The organism is Massilia orientalis (assembly GCF_030411975.2).
In the GTDB taxonomy this organism is placed as follows: Bacteria; Pseudomonadota; Gammaproteobacteria; order Burkholderiales; family Burkholderiaceae_D; genus Telluria; species Telluria orientalis.
This window is the reverse complement of record NZ_JASNRB020000006.1, coordinates 178246-198864: the sequence shown is the minus strand read 5'-3', so window position 1 is coordinate 198864 and position 20619 is coordinate 178246. Positions and strand designations below refer to the sequence as shown.

The window sequence follows — 20619 nt, the reverse complement described above, 5'->3', positions numbered from 1 at the left end:
GTGCGCCATACCGTCCTCACCACCCTCGCGGCCGCCGCACTGTGCTGCGCCAACGCCGCCGCAGCGACTTCGGCAGCGACCGCCCGGCACGACGCCGCCGCGCTGCGCCAGTGCACCGCGACGCAGGTCGAAAAGCCATCGTACGTCACGCTCGGCAAGTCGACCGTCGTGATGCTGCCCTATGCCGTCATCCGCATGGCCGTCGGCGGCGCCCAGCCCGGCCAGCGTGCCGCCGTGGCGCAGCCGGCCGCCGCGCCTGCCCTGCCGGGCATGCCGCTGGCCCCCGTGCCCGCCCCGGCGCCGGAACAGGATGGCGTGTCGGAAGTGCGCATCACGCTGCTGGCCCCCACGGAGCTGTTCGTCCTCGGCCGCAAGACGGGCGCCATGAACGTGATCCTGCAGGACGCCGACGGCCGCTGCCACCTGAAGGACATCGTCGTGACCGTCGATCCGGAAGCGCTGCAGTCGCTGCTGGCCGACCTGGTGCCGGACGAACGGGGCATCCGCGTCAAGGCCGCCGAAAACAGCCTCGTGCTGACGGGCGAAGTCAGCGACCCCGTGGTCCTCGACCAGGTGCTGTCGCTGGCCGCGTCCTACGGCGACGGCAAGAAGGTCGTGAACCTGCTGCATGTCGCGGGTGCCCAGCAGGTCATGCTCGAGGTGAAGATCGCGGAAGTCAGCAAGACGCTGCTCGACAAACTGGGTTCCAGCGTCGGCCTCGCCCGCAGCCGCAACGGCGGCACGGACACCTTCTCGCTGCTGTCGAACTTCCTCAGCGAAGGCGGCGGCTTCGCCCAGGCGATGCGGCTCGGCCGCACGACGCTGCAGGTCGACGGCCAGAAAGACGACGGCCTCGTGCGCGTGCTCGCGGAACCGAACATCATGGCCGTCAGCGGCCAGCAGGCCAGCTTCCTCTCGGGCGGCAAGATCTTCATCCCGGTCGCGCGCGATCCGGGCGCCGGCGGCTTCACGACGATCACGCTGGAAGAAAAGGAATTCGGCATCGGCATCAAGTTCACGCCGACGGTGCTGGGCGGCTCGCGCGTCAACCTCAAGATGGTGTCCGAGGTGTCCGACCTGGCGCAGGCGGGCAACCCGTTCGTGTCGGTCAACGGCGTCACCTCGGTGCTGCCCTCGTTCACCGTGCGGCGCGCCGACACGACGGTGCAGCTGAACGACGGCCAGAGCTTCGTGATCGCGGGGCTCATCAAGAACAACACGACGGAGACGGTCAAGCGCTTCCCCGGCCTGGGCGAGATCCCCGTGCTCGGCGCGCTGTTCCGCAGCAGCGAATTCCAGAAGGACCAGACGGAGCTGATGTTCGTCGTCACGCCCCGCCTCGTCAAGCCGCTGGCCGCCACGCCGCGCCTGCCCACCGACAACCACGTGCCGCCGACACGGGCCGACGTGTATCTCAACGGCAGCCTCGAAAGGAGCGAGAAATGAAGACCATCACCGCATGCGCGCTGGCGCTGCTGGCCGCCGGTTGCGCGGAGACCCCGACCCCGCACTACGACATGCAGCTGGGCGCGGCCGTCCGCGAGGCCAGGCTGGCGATGACGATCGATCCCGCCGCGGGCAGCCGCCCCGACGAAGTCAAGGGCATCGACGGCCGCGCCGCGAAGGAAGCGATCAAGCGTTACCAGGATTCGTTCAAGGAACCGCCGCCCGTCGTGAACGTAGTCAACATCGGCGGCGCAATTGGCGGAGGCAACGGCGGTTCCGGCGGCCGTTGAAGCAGCAGAGGCCGGACCGGTCCGGTAAGTCGGTCCACTATTGTCACTCACCATCAGCTTGAAAGGACTCTAAACATGGACATCGTCAAGACCATGACCACCCTGGCCGTCGGCTTCGTACGCGAGGAAGACGGTTCGCAGGTCGTCGAGTACGGACTCATCATCGCCCTCGTTTCGATTGCCCTGGCGGTCGGGCTCGCCAAGATCGCCGGCAGCGATCCGTTCTCGGCACTGGCGACGAAGATCTCCTCGTGCCTGGGCGGCACCTGTTCGTAAGAATGCGGAGCGCCGTCGGCTCCGATATGAAGCAGTAGCAGAGGCAGCACGGGTCCGACATCGGTCGACCCATGATTTTCCACTCACCAGTCATTGAAAGGACTTCAACATGGACATCCTGCACACCGTGAAAACCCTGGCCGCCGACTTTGCACGCGAAGAAGAAGGTTCGCAAGTCGTCGAATACGGACTCATCATCGCCCTGGTGTCGATCGCGCTGGCCGTCGGCCTCTCCAAGATCGCCGGCACCAGCGCTTTCTCGGCATTGGCAACCAAGGTGGGTACCTGCCTGAGCGGCACCTGCAGCTGAACCAGAGCGCCGCGGGTGGCGCCGCAGTGCGGCGCCACCCGGCTCTCCGCCAGCACTTGTCACGAGCACGAAAGGACGATCATGCGGTCCCTGATCAAACAGAGGAGAAACGAAGCGGGCGCGGTCATCGTCACCGTCGCGCTCCTGCTGTTCCTGCTGCTCGGCTTCCTGGGACTGGCGGTCGATCTCGGCCACCTCTTCATCGTCCGCTCGGAACTGCAAACATCCATGGACGCGTGCGCCCTCGCCGCCGCGCAGGAATTGAACGGCCAGCCCGATGCGCTGGCACGGGCCACGAACGCCGGCATCGCGGCCGGCAACGTCAACCGGGTCGACCTGCAGTCCGCCACCTGGAGCGGCAAGGGTCAGGTGACGGCGGCCGACATCACGTTCCGCGACCAGAACCACAACGTGGGCGCCACCAGTGCGACGGCGCGCTACGTGCGTTGCAACCACGTCCAGCGCGACACGGCGACGAACCTCGTCCACATGGCCGGCCTGCTGGTCGGCTCCTCGGCGTTCGCCGCGAAGATGGACGTCGCCGCGCTGGCGGAAGCGACGACCACGCCGGCGCAGTCGACCTGCCCCATGCCCCTCGCGCTGAAACCGAAGGCAGGCGGCGCCAAGCCCAATTTTGGATTCGTCAAAGGCGAATGGGTGACGCTGTTGAGCAAGACCAACGCTTCAGCCGGACAGATCGGCTGGGCGAACCTGGACGGCAGCAACAGCGCCTCGGAGACCGAAGCGGAGTTAAAAGGTTTTTGTGGCACCAAGGTGGGCAGCAAGCTCGGCACGCCCGGTGTGCAGGGAACGATCGCGGATACGTGGAACACACGCTTCGGCATCTACAAGAACAACAGCGGTCCGGACGTCGCGAGCCCCGATTTTACCGGCTACGTGTATACCAAGGCCGGCACCTGGCAGGCTGGCAGCAATGCCTACAACGATTTCGTCAACCAGCGCCAGAATTTCACCAACTGCGCCGCATCGGTCAGTGCCTGTGAAAACCTGACCAAACTCAAACTCAATCAGTTCAAGACGGTAGCCACGGGCGGGCCGAACGGCGACCTCAAAAAGTACGGCAGCAACCGGCGGCTCGTCGTGGTGCCGGTCGTCGACGGCGGCAGCAACGTGATCGACTTCGCCTGCATGCTCATGCTGCAGCCGATTCCCTCGCCGTTCGACGACGTGCAGCTGGAATTCCTGGGCAACGCGTCGGATGCCTCCAGCCCCTGCACGGCCAACGGTCTCCCGGGCGGCCTCGCGGGGCCGCTCGTTCCCGTCCTCGTACGATAAGGAGTTCGCCATGAAGAACCAGAAAGGCGTTGCGCTCGTCGAGTTTGCCCTGATCCTGCCGATGCTCGTCATGCTGCTGTTCCTGACGACGGAATTCGGCCGCGCCTACTACCAGTACGACACGATCACGAAAGCCGTACGGCAGTCGGCGCGCTACCTGTCGGTGCGGGCGCAGGGCACGGGCATCGTCAACGCCAGGAACATCATCGTCTACGGAAACCCGAACGGCACCGGCTCGCCGCGCTTCGCGGGACTGACGCTGTCCAACGTGCCCGATCCCGTCTGGAGCACGACGGGCAGCTACCCCGTGATGAACACCGTCACCGTCAGTGTCACCGGATTCACGTTCGTGCCGATGGCCGGCAGCGTCTTCGGCATGCGTCTCAACAACATAGTCTTCGGCACGATCCAGGCCACGATGCGGAGCCCGTCATGAACACCAGACAAAGGGGCTCGACCAGCGTCGAATTCGCCCTCGCCTTCCTCCTGCTCCTCGGCTTCCTGCTGGGCATCCTCGACTTTGCGCGCCTGCTGTACACGTGGAACGTCGCCAACGAGACCGCCCGGGCCGGCGCACGGTACGCCGTCGTGTGCGCGGATCCGACCAACAAGGCCCGGATCCTGGCGACGATGCAGGGCCTGATGCCGCAGGTCTCCGACATCGACGTCGTCTGGCAACCGGCCAACTGCGATGCGACCAACTGCGAATCCGTCACCGTCGCGATCACGGGCCTGCAATTCCGCTGGATCGCGCCGATTCCGAGCCTGCTGGCCACGCCCCTGGTCATGCTGCCCGGTTTCTCGACCTATCTGCCGCGCGAGATGATGACCTACAACCCCCTGATCTGCTAGCCCATCGAGAGGACACCATGAAGATCGTAATCGTTTCCGAGGACAAGGCCTTCCTCAAGCTGGCGGCCTCGATCCTGGCCGTGACGGGCCATGACGTCATGAGCACGGCCGGCAACGCGGCCGAACTGCGCACGCTCGCCAAGGCGCTGGCGCCGGACGTGCTGCTGCTGGACGGCCGCGACGACAAGGCGCTCGACTTCACCCAGATCGAGCGCACGACCATGCAATGCCCCGGCGTGGCGGTGCTGCTGCTCGCCACCGCGCGCGCGCCCGGCTTCCTGATCGACGCCATGCGGGCCGGCGTGCGCGAGGTGCTGCCGTCCGTGCACCCCGGCGAGCTGCTGGCGGCCGTCGAACGCGCGGCCGTGAAGCTGTCGGCCGTGCGCACGGCAAGCCAGGGCAAGATCCACGCCTTCATCGGCACGAGCGGCGGCAGCGGCACGACGTTCCTCGCCACGAACTTCGGCTACCAGCTGGCGCAGTCGCACAAGGTGCTGCTGATCGACCTGAACCTGCAGTTCGGCGACGCGCTCAGCTTCCTGCAGGACACCCGCGCGGCGAGCACGATCACGGACCTGACGCGCGACATCAACCGCCTCGACGCGCCGCTGCTGCAGGCCACCACCATCAAGGTCACGCCCGCGTACAGCATCCTCGCGGCGCCGGAAGAACCCGGCCAGGCCGCGGACATCCGCCCCGAGCACATCGACGCCATCCTCAAGCTGGCCGTCACGCAGTACGATTTCGTGCTGCTCGACCTGCCGCGCGTGGTGGACGCCATGCTGATGACGGCGCTGGACCAGGCCGCGTCGATCTTCCTCGTGCTGCAGGCGAGCGTGCCGCACCTGCGCAATGCCGACAAGCTGCTGTCCGTGTTCCGCTCGCTCGACTACCCGAAGGACAAGATCGAGCTGCTGCTGAACCGCTACGACAAGCGCGACGACATCACGCTCGACAAGATCCGGCGCACCCTGGGCGCGCACGAGATCCACATGATCGCGAACGGCTGGCGCCAGGTGAGCACGGCCATCAACCACGGCGTGCCGCTCGTGCAGGTGGAGCGCAAGCACGGCGTGATCCGCGGCCTGTCGGAACTGGGCGGCGCGATGGCGGCGGCGGCCGAGCCGCCCGCAAGCCTGTTCGACCGCCTGTTCCGCCGCGCCTGACCCACCCACGGAGGATGCCATGTCCCTGCGCGATAAACTCAGCATGCCCGTCGCCGCGGATGCCGGCAAGGCCGGCGTCCACCAGGCGATCCTGCGCGACGCCTACAAGCAGCTGAAGGAACAGATGCACCTGAAGCTGCTCGACCGGTTCGACCTCACGGTGCTGGAGAGCCTGCCGGCCGACCGTCTGCGCCAGGAGATCGCCACCGCGATCGACGGCATGCTGCTGGACGAGGACACGCCCATCAGCGGCCTCGAACGGCGCATGCTCGTACGCGACATCCAGCACGAGATGCTCGGCTTCGGCCCGCTCGAGCTGCTGATGGCCGATCCGGCCGTCTCCGACATCCTCGTCAACGCGTGGGACAAAGTCTACGTCGAACGCCACGGCAAGCTGGAACTGTCCGACGTCACGTTCACGGACGACCGCCACCTGATGCGCATCATCGACAAGATCGTGTCGCTCGTCGGCCGCCGCATCGACGAATCGAGCCCGATGGTCGACGCGCGCCTGCCCGACGGCTCGCGCGTGAACGCGGTGATCCCGCCCGTCGCGCTGGACGGCCCGATGATGTCGATCCGCCGTTTCGCGCACATCCCGCTCAAGATGACGAACCTGGTGGACGAGATGCGCAGCCTCACGCCGGACATGGCCGCCATGCTCGAGGGCCTGAGCCGGGCGAAGGTCAACATGATGATCTCGGGCGGCACGGGCGCCGGCAAGACGACCTTGCTGAACATCCTGTCCGGCTACATCCCCGAGACCGAGCGCCTCGTGACGATCGAGGACGCGGCCGAGCTGCAGCTGCAGCAGCCGCACGTCGTGCGCCTGGAAACGCGGCCGCCGAACATCGAAGGCAGGGGCGAGGTCACGGCGCGCGCCCTCGTCAGGAACGCCCTGCGGATGCGGCCGGACCGCATCATCATCGGCGAGGTGCGCGGCGCCGAGGCGGTCGACATGCTGCAGGCCATGAACACGGGCCACGAAGGCTCGCTGACGACGATCCACGCGAACACGCCGCGCGACGCGCTGTCGCGGCTGGAGAACATGATCGGCATGGCCAACCTGAACCTGCCGCACAAGGCGGCGCGCCAGCAGGTCGCGTCCGCCATCACGGTCGTCATCCAGGCGCTGCGCCTGACGGACGGCCGGCGCAAGGTGACGAGCATCCAGGAGATCACGGGCATGGAAGGCGACGTGATCACGATGCAGGAAATCTTCGCCTACCACCAGACCGGCGTCGACGGCGATGGCCGCATCATCGGCCATTTCCAGGCGACGGGCGTGCGTCCCCGCTTCGCGGAGCGGCTGCGCGCATTCGGCATCCACCTGCCCGACCACATGTTCGATCCGTCCCGCCGCCTTGCCTGAGGAGAGCGTCATGTCAGAGAACCCGTCCGGCCATGCCCTGTTCGTGGTCCTGCTGCTGGTGTTCGTGTCCGTGATCCTGTTCGTCGAGGGCGCGTGGCTGCTGTACCGCGCGCGCCGCGGTCCGGAGGCGATGCGGCTGCAGCGGCGCCTCGACCAGCTCGTGCACACGAACGCCGGCCCGGCCCGCCGCCCCCTGCTGAAGCGGGGCCGCCTGTCGGAGCTGTCGTTCGTGGCCCGCATCCTGAGCGGCGTCGTCGTGACGTCGACCCTGCACAACCTGCTCGGCCAGGCCGGCCTGCACTGGACCGTCGCACGCCTGCTGCTGCTCAGCGCCACGGCCGGCGCCGCCGGGCTGGCGCTGGGCATGACGGGCGCGCAGCCGCTGTATTTCTGCCTCGTCCTCGCGGGCCTGCTGGCCGCCCTGCCCTGGGCCTACGTGGCGGCGCAACGCGCACACCGCCTGCGCCGGCTCGAGCAGCAATTGCCGGAAGCGCTGGACCTCATCACGCGCGCCGTGCGTGCCGGCCACTCGCTGCCGCTGGGCATCCAGATGCTGGCCGATGAAATGCCCGAGCCGATCGCCGCCGAGTTCCGGCTCGTGCACGAGCAGGTCAGCTTCGGCGTCTCGCTGCAGCAGGCATTGGCCGGCCTGTGCGAGCGCGTGCCGCTGACGGACTACCGGTATGTCGCAGTGGCCATCCTGATCCAGCGGCAGTCGGGCGGCAACCTGGCGGAAGTGCTCGGCAACCTGAGCAAGCTGATTCGCGAACGCCTGAAACTGCTCGCGCGCGTACGGGTCCTGTCGGCGGAAGGCCGGATGTCGGCCTGGACGCTGGCCCTGCTGCCCTTCCTCCTGGGCGCCCTGCTGTACTTCGTCAATCCCGACTTCATGCGGCCGCTGTGGGTCGACCCCATCGGCGTCAGCATGCTGCGCGCCCTGCTGTGCATGATGTTGCTCGGCATCGTCGTCCTGAGCCGCATCACCCGTATCCGTGTATGAAGGAGAGCGCCATGTTACTGCCCATCGTCGTCTTCCTCGCCGTCAGCGTCGGCAGTGTCGGCCTGTACCTGTGGCTCGCCCCCGACCGGACCGACCGGCGCCTGCACGCGCTGACGCCCGGCGCCCCGTCCGCGCCGGCCTGGCGCGAGCGGATCACCAATGCCGTGACGCCGTTCGCCAGGTTGTCCACGCCGTCCGGGGACTGGGACACGTCGCCGATCCGCATCAGGTTCATGAACGCCGGGATCCGCCATCCGAAGGCGCCGCATCTGTTCTTCGGCCTGAAGACGCTGCTGCCGGCGCTTGCCGGCGCGCCCACGTACCTGGCCCTGCGCGTGTCGCACGAGGCGACGGGCATGACCCTGCTGCTGTGGGTCGTCGCCGCGGCGACGGCCGGCTGCTACCTGCCGAACATCGCGCTGGCGCTGGCCGGGCGGGCGCGCAAGCGCGACATCTTCGACGGCTTCCCCGACGCCGCCGACCTGCTGCTCGTGTGCGTCGAGGCGGGGCTGGGCATGGACACGGCGCTGACGCGCGTGGCCGAGGAAATGCAGACCCGGAGTCCGGCCCTGGCCGACGAGCTGCAGCTGACGAACCTCGAGATGCGCGCCGGCGGCACGCGCGAGACGTCCCTGCGCAACCTGGCGCTGCGCACGGGCGTCGAGGAATTGACGTCGTTCGCGACGATGCTGACGCAGGCCGACCGGTTCGGCGTCAGCATCGGTGATTCGCTGCGGGTATTTTCCGACGATTTGCGCCACAAACGCCAGACCCGCGCGGAAGAAAAGGCCGCGAAAATCCCGACCAAGGTGTTATTCCCGCTGGTCCTGTTCATTTTCCCGTCGATTATCATGGTCGTGCTCGGACCGGCCATCATCCAGATTATCCGGACCATCGCCCCGCTGCTGCTCCAATAATCAGGGAAAACGCGGTTCAGGCCATTTCGGCGGCATTTGTTACCAAATGGCTTTGCGCGTACACATATAAATCAAGCCGATTACTCACGCCGAGTTTTTGATAAATCGACGATAAGTGATTCCGCAACGTGGATTCGGAAATGAACAGGATTTTCGCCAGATCCCGATTCGTCCGGACCTTGTTCGCGACCACGGTCTGCAGGACGCGCCGCTCGCGGGGCGTCAGCGCATCGAGGCCGTCGTGGTGCGGATGCGGCCGCGCCGGCTCGCCGCCGCGCAGGGCGTTGAGCGCGAGACAGGTCGCTTCGCGGCCGAACCACAGCTCGCCCTGATGCGTCTTCTCGATGGCCTTGACGATCTCGTCGGCGCTGGAGCGGCGGCTCAGCAGGCCGTGCGCGCCGCAGCGCAGCGTCGACGCCAGCGTGTCCGTCTCCAACTCTTGCGCGAACAGCAGCGTGTGGCGCCCGCACGTCAACGCCTCGGGCAGGCAGGCCTGGTGGGCCGTGACCGCGAGTTCGTACTTCATCAGCACGAGGTCGGGCGCCGCCGTGGGCAACTGGAACAATGCATCGCATTGCGTGCCGGCGACAGCCACCACTTCCATCCCCGGCCGGTGGCTATTGATCAGTTTGGTCAAAGCCCACAGGATCAGCTGGTGGGTTTCCACCACCATGACGCGAATGGGCGCTTCCGATATCGACAGTCGTTGTGGCGTCATATTTCATTCCTGAAATATATATAAAAACCGCACTCCCAAAAGAGTGCCGCTGCCCTTGTTTCAATGACGGCCGCGAATTCCACCAGTCATTTATCGATGAGCTCCGTAAATATAATATCGCCAGTTGTTGCGCTTCGAGCGCTTCCCGCGACCTTTCCGTGAAATATTTTGTGAGAATCTACGGTTGTTGCGGCTTCCAGACATGTGGTTTTCCACAAATGGTTAATTGCCGATCACCCCATTTCACGAATGCATGTGCAAATGTCCGCCGCACCGGTTTGGACTTATAATCGGCGTTTTCTCGAATCCCGATTCCATGCGCGCCCAACGCGGCCCTTCGTTGTCCCTTCGTCACCTCCTCGTCCTGCTGACGGCGACCGGCCTGCTCCCGCTGGCCGCGCTGGGCGCCTGGAGCGTGCATCTCGCCGCCGAGTACCACCAGGGAGAACAGGAACGGGCGCTACTGGACCTCGCACGCGCGCTGTCGAGCGCCGTCGACGCGGAACTGGACGGCACCGTCGCTACCCTCGCCAGCATCGCGCGCACGCCTGCGCTCGGCGCCGGCAACGTGCGGGCCTTCTACCCCGTCGCGCGCGACCAGGCCCGGGCGCAGCCGGAATGGCTGGGCGTGATCCTGGCCGACGGCGACGGCAACATGGTGTTCCGCACGACCGCGCCCTTCGACGCGCCGCCGCAACCCGTCGCCGATCCGTCCAGCCTGCGCCAGGCGCTGCTGCTGCGCCGCCCGGTCATCGGCCACGTCGCGCGCGGCAAGGGCGGGCGGGCTGCCGTCCCCGTGCGCTTTCCCGTCAGCGACGCCGCCGGCCATCCGTACGTGCTGACGGCCGTCGTCCAGCCCGACCGCATCATGCGCGCGCTCGCGCGCCAGCAGGTGCCGCCCGGCTCGGTGATTTCGGTGCTGGACGGCGACGGCGCGATCGTCGCCCGTTCGCACGGCCAGGGCGACCACGTCGGCGGGCCGCCCAGCCCGAGCCTGGCGCGGCTGATCCGGCTGAACGGCCCGGAAAGCGCCGGTGCCACCGTCACGCTCGAAGGCAATGCCGTCACGACCGCCTATACGCGGCTGTCGCGCTACGGCTGGACGGTCGCCGTCGGCGCGCCGCCCGCGGGCTGGGCCGGCGGGCCGGGCTTTGCGTGGTACGGCGCCGGCATCGCGCTGTCGCTCGCGCTCAGCATCGGTCTCGCGACGCTGCTGGCGCGCCGCATCGTGCGCCGCATCGCGACGCTCGCGGCGGGCGCCGCCGCCCTAGGCGCCGGCACCGACCCGGTGGTGCCCACGTCGCGCATCGAGGAAATCGACGCGATGGGCGCCGCGCTGCGGGCCGCGGGCGCGCGCCGCGCCGCGCACGAGCGCGACCGCGAGGACGCGCTGGAACTGGCGCGCCAGGCCGGTCGCGCCAAGGACGAATTCCTCGCCGTGCTGGGCCACGAACTGCGCAATCCGCTGGCCCCCATCGCCGGCGCGCTCGACCTGATGGACCTGCGCGACGACGCCGCCTCGCGCCGCGAGCGCGGCATCATGCGGCGCCAGGTCGCGCACCTGAAACACCTCGTCGACGACCTGCTCGACGTGTCGCGCATCGCGTCCGGCAAGCTGCGCATCGACGTCGCACCCGTGGACCTGGCGGCCGTCGTGCGCCACGCCGTCGCGGCCCGGCCCGACCAGCCGCTTCGCCTGCAGGCCCCCGCGGCGCTGTGGATCGCCGGCGACGAGCACCGTCTTGCTCAGGTGCTGGGCAACCTGTTGTCGAATGCGGCGCGCTTCGGCAGCACGGACACGCACGTCGTCCTCGAGCGCGTGGGCGGCGAAGCCCGCCTCGTCGTCGCCGACAATGGGGTGGGCATGGATACCGCGCTGGCGCAGCGCGTGTTCGAACCGTTCTACCAGGCGCCGCAACCGCTGGTGCACCACAGCGGCCTGGGACTCGGTCTCGCCATCGTGCAGCGCATCGTCGAGCTGCACGGCGGCCGCGTGAGCGCGCACAGCGACGGGCCCGGCCTGGGCAGCCGCTTCGAGATCGTGCTGCCGCTCGGCGCGCCCCCGTCCGCCACGGCGCCCGCTCCCATCCGCGCGGCGAGCCGGCCGCTGCGCGTACTGGTCGTGGACGACAACGAGGACGCCGCCGCCCTCACGGCCGCGATCCTGCGCGAACTGGGCCACGAAGTGAAAGCGGCGCACACGGCGAACGCGGCGCTGGACGTGCAGGCGGCCTGGCCGCCGGACGTCGCGATCCTGGACATCGGCCTGCCCGACATGGACGGCTACGCCCTCGCCGCCGCCATGCGTCGCGCGGCCGTGAAACCACTGCGGCTGACGGCGCTCACCGGCTACGGCCGCCAGGCCGGCGTGGCCGCGCACGCGCCGCCGGATGATGCCGCGTTCGACCTGCACCTGACCAAGCCGGCCAGCCTGGACGATCTGCGGCGGGCGCTGGACGCGAACGACGCCGACGCATCGAGCGACCCGGCACCGGCCTGAGCCGGTACCGCCGGCCCCGCGCTGCCCGCTGCCCGCCGCCGGTCGCCGCTGCGCGAACTCGTCGGTTAGTTGCAGAAATGTCGACAACAAACGCCGCGCAGTGGCGGCGCCGTGTCGGTCAGATATGCTGGTCGAACACCTGGCGCAGATAGGCGATGAAGGTCTCGTCCGTGCTGAAGCCCTTGCCGGGGCTGTCGGACAACTTGGCGACGGGCTGGCCGTTACAGCGCGTGAGCTTCATGACGATGTTCAGCGGGTCGTACTGCGTGTCGTTGGTGAGCTTGGTGCCGATGCCGAAGCCCGTCATCACCCGGTCGGCGAAGTGGCGGTACAGGGAGAGCGCCTTGGGCACCGTGAGCGCGTCCGAGAACACGAGCCGCTTCGTGCGCGCGTCGATGCGCAGCTTGGCGTAGTGCGCGATGGCCTTCTCGCCCCACTCCACCGGGTCGCCGGAATCGTGGCGCAGGCCGTCGAACAGCTTGGCGAAATACAGGTCGAAGTCGCGCAGGAACGCGTCCATGCCGACGACGTCCGTCAGCGCCGTGCCGAGGTCGCCGCGGTATTCCTGCACCCAGTCCTCCAGCGCCTTCTTCTGGAAATCGCGCAGGCGCACGTCGAACGACTGGAACGCCTGCATGTATTCGTGCGCCATCGTGCCGATCGGCACCAGGTCGAATTTCTTCGCCAGGAAGACGTTCGACGTCCCCTTGAAGAACTGCGGCAGCTCGCGCGCCAGCGTGGCGACGACTTCCTCGTGCCAGTCGCCCGAGAAGCGGCGGCGCACGCCGAAATCGAAGAACTCGAACGGGTTGACCTTCTTCGGCTCCTGGTCGAAGGCGCGGAACTCGGCGATCTTCTGGTCGAGCCGCTTGCGCGCCTCGCCGATGGCGGCCTGCTGGTCGAAGCGGCGGAAATACAGCTCGTTGACGATGTACAGCACGAAGATCTCGAAGCCCATCACGTGCACGATCGGACCGCAGGCGCGGATGCGCAGGTGCGGCCCGTCCGTTTCCACGTGGATGAACTTGCGCTGGAAACGGAACAAGGTGAGGAAGTCGGCGAAGTCGCTTTTGATGAAGCGCAGGGACCGCATGTAGTGCACCTCGTCCTCCGTGAACATCAGCGTGCACAGGTGGTCCAACTCGCGTTCGACTTCTTCTTTCAATTCCGCCAGCGGATACGCGGGCGTGTTGCGGCACTTGAACTCGTATTCGCCGCTGGCGTTCGGGTGCATGTGCATCAAAGCCTGCCACATGGTGAATTTATAGAGGTCGGTTTCGAGCAGGCTGCGGACGACGGGTTTCATGGGCTGGCGGTGGTTCCTGATGTTGTGGTGTCGATGTCGGGTCCGGATGCTTCAGGTCGAGGCGCCGGCAGACTCTGGCATCCGCTTCCTGCGCACACGCTTCTTGGGCGCCAGCATCGTGCCGAGGCAGGCCGGCGTGCCGCAGCGGCAGGCGAACAGGCGCTTCAGCGCGGGCGTGTGGCGCTCGTCGTAGATCAGCGCGTAGTTGTAGTTCAGTTCCTCGCCCGCGTCGATGTCGCGCAGCGCGTGGATATACACGCGGCCGTCTTCTTCGTAGGCTTCGCAATTGGGTTCGCACGCGTGGTTGATCCAGCGGGCGTCGTTGCCGCGCCGGCCGCCGTCGATCACGTTGCCGTCGGCGAGGCTGAAATAGAACGTGTGATTGACCGGGCCGCCCCGTTCGGCGGCACGGCGCGTCGCCTCGTCCCACGTGATGCGCTCGCCGCGGTATTCGATGATGCGCTCGCCGGCCGGGATGTCGCGCAGCGCGAACACGCCGTTGCCGTGCACAGGCGATTTCCGAACCTCGTACGAGGCCGGGCGGGCCGGCTTGCGGGCGCCCTTGCTTGCGGTCTGCTTCGATGTGGTCGGACTGACGGACGGGTTCATGGATCGGCGTTCGGTTGGATGGACACGATCTATTATTGATCGGATCGCGGCATTCCTGCCGCACGCCATTATCTTACCGTGTCGGCTACTCAGCCGCCGAATTCGTCGTCCCTGAATTCAAGCACGGCCCGATCGCCCGCCGCCTCCGCCCTGCGCAACTCGACCCGGCGGATCTTGCCGGAGATCGTCTTCGGCAAGTCCGTGAACGCGATGCGGCGGATGCGCTGGTACGGCGCCAGCCGGTCGCGCGCGAAAGCGAAGATCGCGGCGGCCAGTGCGCGCGTCGGCTCCACGCCCGGACGCAGCGCGATGAACGCCTTCGGCACCGCGAGGCGCACCGGGTCCGGACTCGGGACGATGGCCGCTTCCAGCACGTCCGGATGCTCGATCAATACGCTCTCCAGTTCGAACGGGCTGATGCGGTAGTCGGACGACTTGAACACGTCGTCGTTGCGGCCCACGTAGAAGTAATAGCCATCCTCGTCCAGGCGCGCCGTGTCGCCCGTATGATAGTGGCCGGCGCGCATGACGTCCGCGGTCTTCGCCTCGTCGTTCTCGTAGCACAGCATCAGGCCCAGCGGCGCCGGATCGAGGCGCAGCGAGATCTCTCCCTCCTCCGCCGGCTGGTCGTCGATGTCGAGCAGCGCGACGCGGTAGCCCGGCAGCGGCCGGCCCATCGATCCCGGCTTGACGGGCTGGCCGGGCGGATTACCGATCTGGCACGTGGTCTCGGACTGGCCGAAACCGTCGCGGATGCGGATGCCCCACGCGCGCTCGACCTGCTCGATGACTTCCGGATTCAACGGCTCGCCCGCGCCGACCAGTTCGCGCAGCGGCGGCTGCCACTGCGCGAGGTCTTCCTTGATCATCATGCGCCACACCGTCGGCGGCGCGCACAGCGACGTCACGCCGCAGCGCACGATCGTGTCCAGGCAGGCGCGCGCGGAAAAGCGTTCGTAGTTGTAGACGAACACGGTGGCGCCCGCGTTCCACGGCGCGAAGAAGCAGCTCCACGCGTGCTTGGCCCAGCCCGGCGAGCTGATGTTCCAGTGGACGTCGCCCGGCCGCAGCCCGATCCAGTACATCGTCGACAGATGGCCGACCGGATAGCTCTGGTGGCTATGCAACACGAGCTTCGGCTTCGCCGTCGTGCCCGACGTGAAGTACAACAGCAGCGGATCGGTGGCGCGCGTGATACCGTCCGGGACGAAGCCTGCCGCCACCGTCGCGCTGTCCGCGTAATCGCGCCATCCGGCGACGTTCCCGCCGACGGCGATGCGCGTGAAATCGCCGGACAGGTCCGCGAACTTGTGCGTCTCGGACGCTTGCGCGATCACGTGGCGCACTTGCCCCCGCTGCAGGCGGTCCTGCAGGTCGTTGCTGGACACGAGCATGGTCGTCGGCACGAGCACGGCGCCCAGCTTGATCCCGGCCAGCATGATCTCCCACAGCTCGACGCGGTTCGGCAGCATCAGGAGCACGCGGTCGCCGCGCCGCACGCCGCAATCCTGCAGCCAGTTCGCGACCTGGCTGGAACGCGCCGCCATGTCGGCAAAACCGATCTTGCGCTCGCTGCCGTCCTGTTCCACGACCCACAGCGCGGGCGTCGTGTTGCCCTTGGCCTCCGTGTCGAAATAGTCGAGTGCCCAGTTGAATTCGTCGAGCTCGGGCGACCGGTAATCGCGATAGGCCGTCGCGTAATCGGTGCGATGCTGGTGCAGGAAGTCGCGCGCGCGGATGAAGCGCTCGTACGGGGATGCCATCGGTCGTCTCCTTGTGGTTGCGAAACGGGCGCCTCGTGAGCGCCCGTGTCGGTGGTCGTGTAACGGCTCGCGACCATTCTGCCACGAGCGGGATGGGAACGGATGATGTGCAACCTCGTCGTCCCCGCGCAGGCGGGGACCCGATTTGCACGCGTCATCGAAACGCGCCGAACCTGGCTCCCGCCTCCGCGGGAGGTTGCTCCCGGCAGTGCCGGGGGCGCCGTATCAACGCTGCCGGCGCAGCTCCTGCGCCTGATGAATGGTCTGCTCGCCGGCCGGCGTCATCATGTCGATCACGCGGCAGTCGCCGCACATGCGCATGCGGTCGAGGTGGCCGGCGAACGCGGGATGTCCGGCCAGGCGCGCCAGCATGCTCTCGACCATGCGCAGCGTCCCGAACGGCTTGTTGCAGCGGATGCAGTGGAACGGCTGCGTCTCGTTCAGCACCACGGGCTGCTTGCGCGTGTCGCGGAACGACAGCCGCGGCACCAGCCGGATCGCATCTTCCGGACACGTATCGGCACACAGCCCGCACTGGACGCAGTTCTTTTCGATGAAGCGCAGCTGCGGCGCGTTCTGCCCATCCTGCAGCGCCGACGCCGGACATGCGCCCACGCACGCCATGCACAGGCTGCATTTTCCCGCGTCGACGGCGAGCGTACCGAACGGACTGCCGGCCGGCAGCGCGATCTCCTCGACCTGCTGCGGCGCCTCGCGCAACAAATGCTCGAGCGCGTAGTCGAGCGTGTTGCGCTTGTCCGCCGCCACGTTGAAGCCTGCCCGCCGCGCCGGCACCTCGCCGCGCGGCGCGTTCTGCAGCGCGCGCGCCAGCTCGTCCGGCCCGGTCGCGCGCAGCAGCTGCACGTGCGCGCCCGCGTAGCCGAGGCCCGTCATGATGGTCTGCGCGATGGTCATCTGCTCATCCAGCGCGGCCGCGTACTGCGGGGCCTCGGCGTCCGTCATGAGGACCGTGATGCCCACCGCGCCCCAGGCGAGCGCCGCGAGCCAGATGTCGATGCCGGTCGATGCCGTGTGGTGCACGCCCAGCGGCAGCACGCGTCCGGGGACGTCGACGGCGTCCAGCAGCGCCGCGCCTTCCAGGCCGTGGACGAGCAGCACCGGCTCGCACCCGCCCGCCTGCGTGTAGGCGTTCAGCGCGGCCTTGACGCGCATGCCCGTGTGCGCCGCGCCGGGATACGCATAGCCCAGCGCGCCCGTGGGGCAGACAGTCGTGCACGCGCCGCAGCCCGCGCACAGGTAAGGGTTCACGGCGATCAGGTCGCCCGCGCCCGAGATCGCGCCGGCGGAGCAGATCTCGACGCATGCATTGCAGCCGCTGCGGCGGTTGCGGCCGTGCGCGCACAGGCGTTCCTTGTACGCGAAGTATTTCGGCTTCTCGAAGTCGCCGACCATCCCGACGAGTTCGGCGACGGCGGCCTGGCGCGCGGCGGGATCGAGCCCCGGCGCGTAATAACCGTGCGGGCGCTGGTGCGTGGCGATCTGCGGCGCCGCGCCGAGATCGAGCACGAGGTCGAAGCGCGCGTGTTCGGGCTTGCTGCCTCCCGCCTGCCACGTCGCGTCGAACGCGCCGAGCCAGCCCGTCACGACCAGCGCGCGCGCCGCAAACACGGGATACAGGCGCAGCGCCTTGTCGCCGCCATCGTCATCCAGCAGCAGCACGGTGACGGGCAGCGCGGCAGCCAGGCGCTCGGCCCACGGCAGCGCGTCGGCGCGGGTGCCGATGACGAGCGTGTGGCCGGCGGACTTGTAGCCGACCGTGTCCAGCGGGTCGGGTGCGGGAATGTCGGCCAGCGCGGCCAGCGCCGCGTTGCGGGCGACGCGGTCGCGGTCGTCCTGGACGGGGTCGAGGGCGACGCCCTGCCCTTCGATCAAACGGATATTCATACTGTCCCGGTTTCAGGTGGTGTTATTGGCGTCCCCCGGCGCATCTTCCGCGGCCGGTGGTTCTTCGACGGCTTCGACAACCCGCTGCAACGCGTTCTTCGCGTGCTCCAGCGACGCGAGCATCGCTTCCGACACGGGACTCGGCTTCGTGTAGTCGTCGATGTAGACGTCGAGGCAGTCCATCGTATTGAAATGCGGGTCGGCGAACAGTTTTTTCAGCGCCGTCCGGCGCACGGCCGCATCGACGCCGCGCGCGACGAAGGCGGAGAAATCGGAGTCGCCGGTCAGGCGGGCGACGTCGTCCATCGTCGGCAGCGGCGCGTCGGCCGGTGCCACCGCAGGCGCATCGACGACCGGGACCGGCAGGTCTGCGACAGGCGCGAGCGGTTCCGGCGGCGGCGCCATTCCCGCTCGCACCTCCGTCTTGCGGCGCGCCCAGCGGCGCAGGAAGCCTTCGTCCGTCATCCGTGCTGGCGGCCGCGCCGCGGCTTCGGTTGATAGTGCTCGCGCAGATAGCCCGCGAGCCACGCATAGATCTCGGCCGACATCGTCACGCCGTCCGCGTTTTCGCCCGAGTCGAACATGCGCGTGCCCTCGACATAGCTGACCGATGCGCGCACGGGCATCGCGCGGCCGTTCTCCATCCGCCACAGCACGAAGACCTTCGATTCGGGCGCCACGCAGTTCTCGTAATAGCCTTCGTTCTCGTCCGGATACAGCTCCAGTTCGAGGCCGGAGACGAGGTAGTAGTCGCGCTCGGGCGTCTGGCTCAGCACCTGCAGCGGCGGCAGGTCGCCGCGGTCCGGCACGACGCCGACCGCTTCCCAGGCCTCGTCGGCCCAGCGGTGCTGGAGGGTCCGCCGCTGCATCAGCACGGCGATCGGCATGGATCCCATCTTCATCGGTTGTTCACCTTCGGCGTGCCTTTCTGGACGGTCGGCGGCGTGCCCGCCGGCTCGGTCCGCGTCGGGTGGGCCTTCACGTCCGCGCTGGGCGGCGCCGTGCCCAGTTTTTCGCTCTTGATCGGCGCGGCGGCGCCGGCCGGCGTCAGCTTGCCTTCCGGCTGTCCGGCCGGCGCGGCCGCTTGTGCCGGTGCGGCCGCGGCGATCGCGACCGGCGCATGTACCTTCCAACCCTGCGCGGACGCGCGGCTGCGCCAGCGGGCCGTGATGGCATCCATCGACGCGGTCAGCAACGCCTTGTCCTTGGCCGCCTGTGCATCCGCGACCGCCTTCTTCGCGGCGGCGGCCTCCTGCTGCGCCGGTGTCGGCGGCGGCAGCGCGGCGTGGGCCGCCGCGGCGGACAGCGCCAGCGCGATGGCGGCGATCCTGGTCAGGTGGTTCATCGTGGTCTCCTCATCGTCCCGGCGCGGCCGAATGGCTCGGGTCGCGGTTGACGGCGCCTGGCTGCGGCCCCACTTCGGCCGGCGTCGGCGCGGCCGGCTTGCCATGGTCGCCGGGCGGGGTCTGCGTGGTGTCGAGCGTCCCGGGACCGCTGGGCGGCGTCACGCCCTGGCTCGGGCCTTGCCCGGTCTCGCGCACGGAGCCGCCCGTCGCGGCTCCGGCGGTGTTGCCGCCGCTGCCACCGGCGATGCCCGGCGTGCCGCCCGCGTATACGGCGTTCGTTTTCGGGCCGCCGTGCGCGGCCATCACCTGGCCGCTCGTGCCGCCGTCGGCCGTCACCATGCCGGGGAATTTGGTCTTGCGCTGGGCTTCGTCGCCATGCTGCTTGCAGCCCGCCAGCAGCACAAGCAGCAACGGTGCGGCCATGATCGTGATCGTCGCTTTCATCGGCGGCTCCTCAATGCGCAGGTCGCGGCGGCGGGCTGCCGGCCGGCGGCCGCTGGTCGGGCGGCACGCGGTCGTCGAACGTGCCCGGTTCAACGCCCGCCTTCACTTCGTCGTACCACACGGCGTGGTGCGCCTTGGCCCACGATTCGTCCACGGTCCCGTGGCGCATCGCTTCGTACGCGCCCGGCGTGCCCCACGTGCCGATGTAGATATGGCCCATCGCGGCCGCGATGTAGAACGTGGCGCCGGCGATGTGCAGGTAGTTCGCGACCTGCATGATGTAGCGGGTCTGGCCGAACGTGACGAAATCGAGAATCAGGCCGCTGACCGACATCACGAGGCCCAGCAGGGTCACGCCCAGCCAGAACCACGATTTCTCGCCGGCGTTGAAGAACCCGGCCGGCACGTGCTTGTGCGACACGAGGCCGCCGCCCTGCCTGACCCACTGCCAGTCGATGCGGCGGAAGACGTTGCGGCGCAGGAAAGTGAAGAACATCAGCACGGAGCACACGATGAACAGCGGGCCCACGAAGTTGTGCAGGTACTTGAAGATGTAGGCCAGCGCGGCGAACACGTCGTGGCCGACGAGCGGGATCAGGAGCTTCTTGCCGAACATGATGACGAGACCCGTCACCGCGAGGATGATGAAGCTGATCGCGGTCGCCCAGTGCACGCCGCGCTCCCAGCCCGTGAAGCGGCGGATGCGCCGGCCCGTGTCCGGTTCTTCCGTGCGCGCGGGGCCGATGGCGCGGTAGAACAGGAAAATCGCCACGAGCACGACGACGAGGATCGTGCCCATCGCCGTTGCGATCGGCCCGTTACGCCAGATGCGCCACTGGTTGCCGCCGCGCTGCACGATCACGGTGCCTTCCGTGCCGCCGTACTGGCCCAGGTAGTGGCGGTCGATGTGCACGCGGCCGGAGGACTTGGAGCCCAGTCCCGGCTCGGGCGTGCGCGCATCCTTCTCGGCCTGCAGGATGGTCTGTTCCTCGGCATACGCAGGTTCGGCGCGGTTGTTCGGGACGCCGGCGTGCGCGATGCCGACGAGCCACAGCGACAAGAGCAATGACAATATCGATCGTAGCGTGAATGACATGGTCGGC

General features: G+C 68.1%; 22 protein-coding genes. 12 read left to right on the top strand and 10 right to left on the bottom strand.

Annotated elements, in window-relative coordinates; genetic code table 11:
• From QPK29_RS11430 to QPK29_RS11380, 11 genes are all read left to right on the top strand, one after another.
• On the top strand, positions 1 to 1446 hold the full coding sequence (locus tag QPK29_RS11430; RefSeq protein ID WP_371768333.1) for a type II and III secretion system protein family protein: 1446 nt from the start codon (positions 1 to 3) through the stop codon (positions 1444 to 1446).
• Positions 1443 to 1736 carry a hypothetical protein gene (locus QPK29_RS11425; RefSeq protein WP_056135577.1) on the top strand — a complete coding sequence of 98 codons (294 nt, stop codon included), beginning with the start codon at positions 1443 to 1445 and terminating at the stop codon, positions 1734 to 1736. Before QPK29_RS11430 ends, QPK29_RS11425 begins: the two co-directional genes overlap by 4 nt.
• Positions 1737 to 1811: 75 nt before the next feature.
• Positions 1812 to 2012 carry a Flp family type IVb pilin gene (locus QPK29_RS11420; protein WP_056135580.1) on the top strand — a complete coding sequence of 67 codons (201 nt, stop codon included), beginning with the start codon at positions 1812 to 1814 and terminating at the stop codon, positions 2010 to 2012.
• Positions 2013 to 2121: 109 nt separating this feature from the next.
• Positions 2122 to 2322: a Flp family type IVb pilin gene (locus QPK29_RS11415; protein ID WP_056135583.1), complete on the top strand. Its 201-nt coding sequence runs from the start codon at positions 2122 to 2124 to the stop codon at positions 2320 to 2322.
• 81 nt (positions 2323 to 2403) lie between these two features.
• Positions 2404 to 3618: a pilus assembly protein TadG-related protein gene (locus QPK29_RS11410; RefSeq protein WP_371768332.1), complete on the top strand. Its 1215-nt coding sequence runs from the start codon at positions 2404 to 2406 to the stop codon at positions 3616 to 3618.
• Between the two features lie 10 nt (positions 3619 to 3628).
• The gene (locus QPK29_RS11405; protein ID WP_056135594.1) at positions 3629 to 4054 is read left to right on the top strand and encodes a TadE/TadG family type IV pilus assembly protein; all 426 of its coding nucleotides are present in this window, start codon (positions 3629 to 3631) and stop codon (positions 4052 to 4054) included.
• Positions 4051 to 4470, top strand: a complete 420-nt coding sequence (locus QPK29_RS11400) for a TadE/TadG family type IV pilus assembly protein (protein ID WP_056135597.1) — start codon at positions 4051 to 4053, stop codon at positions 4468 to 4470. Before QPK29_RS11405 ends, QPK29_RS11400 begins: the two co-directional genes overlap by 4 nt.
• Positions 4471 to 4487: 17 nt before the next feature.
• Positions 4488 to 5636, top strand: a complete 1149-nt coding sequence (locus QPK29_RS11395) for an AAA family ATPase (protein WP_056135600.1) — start codon at positions 4488 to 4490, stop codon at positions 5634 to 5636.
• Between the two features lie 19 nt (positions 5637 to 5655).
• Positions 5656 to 7008, top strand: a complete 1353-nt coding sequence (locus QPK29_RS11390) for a CpaF family protein (protein ID WP_371768331.1) — start codon at positions 5656 to 5658, stop codon at positions 7006 to 7008.
• 10 nt (positions 7009 to 7018) lie between these two features.
• Positions 7019 to 8008: a type II secretion system F family protein gene (locus tag QPK29_RS11385; RefSeq protein ID WP_160407569.1), complete on the top strand. Its 990-nt coding sequence runs from the start codon at positions 7019 to 7021 to the stop codon at positions 8006 to 8008.
• A gap of 11 nt (positions 8009 to 8019) precedes the next feature.
• Complete coding sequence (locus tag QPK29_RS11380) at positions 8020 to 8925, top strand: type II secretion system F family protein (RefSeq protein ID WP_371768330.1); 906 nt, start codon at positions 8020 to 8022, stop codon at positions 8923 to 8925.
• A gap of 16 nt (positions 8926 to 8941) precedes the next feature.
• Here the strand turns inward: QPK29_RS11380 and QPK29_RS11375 are convergent, their stop codons facing one another.
• Positions 8942 to 9643: a response regulator transcription factor gene (locus QPK29_RS11375; RefSeq protein WP_371768329.1), complete on the bottom strand. Its 702-nt coding sequence runs from the start codon at positions 9641 to 9643 to the stop codon at positions 8942 to 8944.
• Positions 9644 to 9959: 316 nt separating this feature from the next.
• Between QPK29_RS11375 and QPK29_RS11370 the strand changes: the two genes are divergently transcribed.
• Complete coding sequence (locus QPK29_RS11370) at positions 9960 to 12143, top strand: hybrid sensor histidine kinase/response regulator (RefSeq protein ID WP_400189760.1); 2184 nt, start codon at positions 9960 to 9962, stop codon at positions 12141 to 12143.
• A gap of 118 nt (positions 12144 to 12261) precedes the next feature.
• Here QPK29_RS11370 and pncB read toward each other — a convergent pair whose 3' ends face one another.
• The 9 genes from pncB to QPK29_RS11325 all read right to left on the bottom strand — a co-directional run bounded on the left by pncB (position 12262) and on the right by QPK29_RS11325 (position 20612).
• On the bottom strand, positions 12262 to 13449 hold the full coding sequence (pncB, locus tag QPK29_RS11365; RefSeq protein ID WP_371768327.1) for a nicotinate phosphoribosyltransferase: 1188 nt from the start codon (positions 13447 to 13449) through the stop codon (positions 12262 to 12264).
• A 51-nt stretch (positions 13450 to 13500) separates the two neighbouring features.
• Positions 13501 to 14058, bottom strand: a complete 558-nt coding sequence (locus QPK29_RS11360; RefSeq protein WP_056135622.1) for an SET domain-containing protein — start codon at positions 14056 to 14058, stop codon at positions 13501 to 13503.
• 89 nt (positions 14059 to 14147) lie between these two features.
• On the bottom strand, positions 14148 to 15821 hold the full coding sequence (locus tag QPK29_RS11355; RefSeq protein WP_371768326.1) for an AMP-binding protein: 1674 nt from the start codon (positions 15819 to 15821) through the stop codon (positions 14148 to 14150).
• A 225-nt stretch (positions 15822 to 16046) separates the two neighbouring features.
• Positions 16047 to 17726 carry a 4Fe-4S binding protein gene (locus tag QPK29_RS11350; protein WP_371768325.1) on the bottom strand — a complete coding sequence of 560 codons (1680 nt, stop codon included), beginning with the start codon at positions 17724 to 17726 and terminating at the stop codon, positions 16047 to 16049.
• 12 nt (positions 17727 to 17738) lie between these two features.
• On the bottom strand, positions 17739 to 18191 hold the full coding sequence (locus QPK29_RS11345) for a DUF3306 domain-containing protein (protein ID WP_371768324.1): 453 nt from the start codon (positions 18189 to 18191) through the stop codon (positions 17739 to 17741).
• Positions 18188 to 18628 carry a DUF3305 domain-containing protein gene (locus QPK29_RS11340; RefSeq protein ID WP_371768323.1) on the bottom strand — a complete coding sequence of 147 codons (441 nt, stop codon included), beginning with the start codon at positions 18626 to 18628 and terminating at the stop codon, positions 18188 to 18190. Before QPK29_RS11340 ends, QPK29_RS11345 begins: the two co-directional genes overlap by 4 nt.
• Positions 18625 to 19071, bottom strand: coding sequence for a hypothetical protein (locus tag QPK29_RS11335; protein WP_371768322.1), 447 nt, complete (start codon positions 19069 to 19071; stop codon positions 18625 to 18627). The genes QPK29_RS11340 and QPK29_RS11335 overlap by 4 nt, the downstream gene beginning before the upstream one ends.
• A gap of 10 nt (positions 19072 to 19081) precedes the next feature.
• The gene (locus tag QPK29_RS11330; protein WP_056135644.1) at positions 19082 to 19516 is read right to left on the bottom strand and encodes a hypothetical protein; all 435 of its coding nucleotides are present in this window, start codon (positions 19514 to 19516) and stop codon (positions 19082 to 19084) included.
• A gap of 10 nt (positions 19517 to 19526) precedes the next feature.
• Positions 19527 to 20612 carry a formate dehydrogenase subunit gamma gene (locus QPK29_RS11325; RefSeq protein ID WP_400189759.1) on the bottom strand — a complete coding sequence of 362 codons (1086 nt, stop codon included), beginning with the start codon at positions 20610 to 20612 and terminating at the stop codon, positions 19527 to 19529.
• Positions 20613 to 20619: the final 7 nt, after the last annotated feature.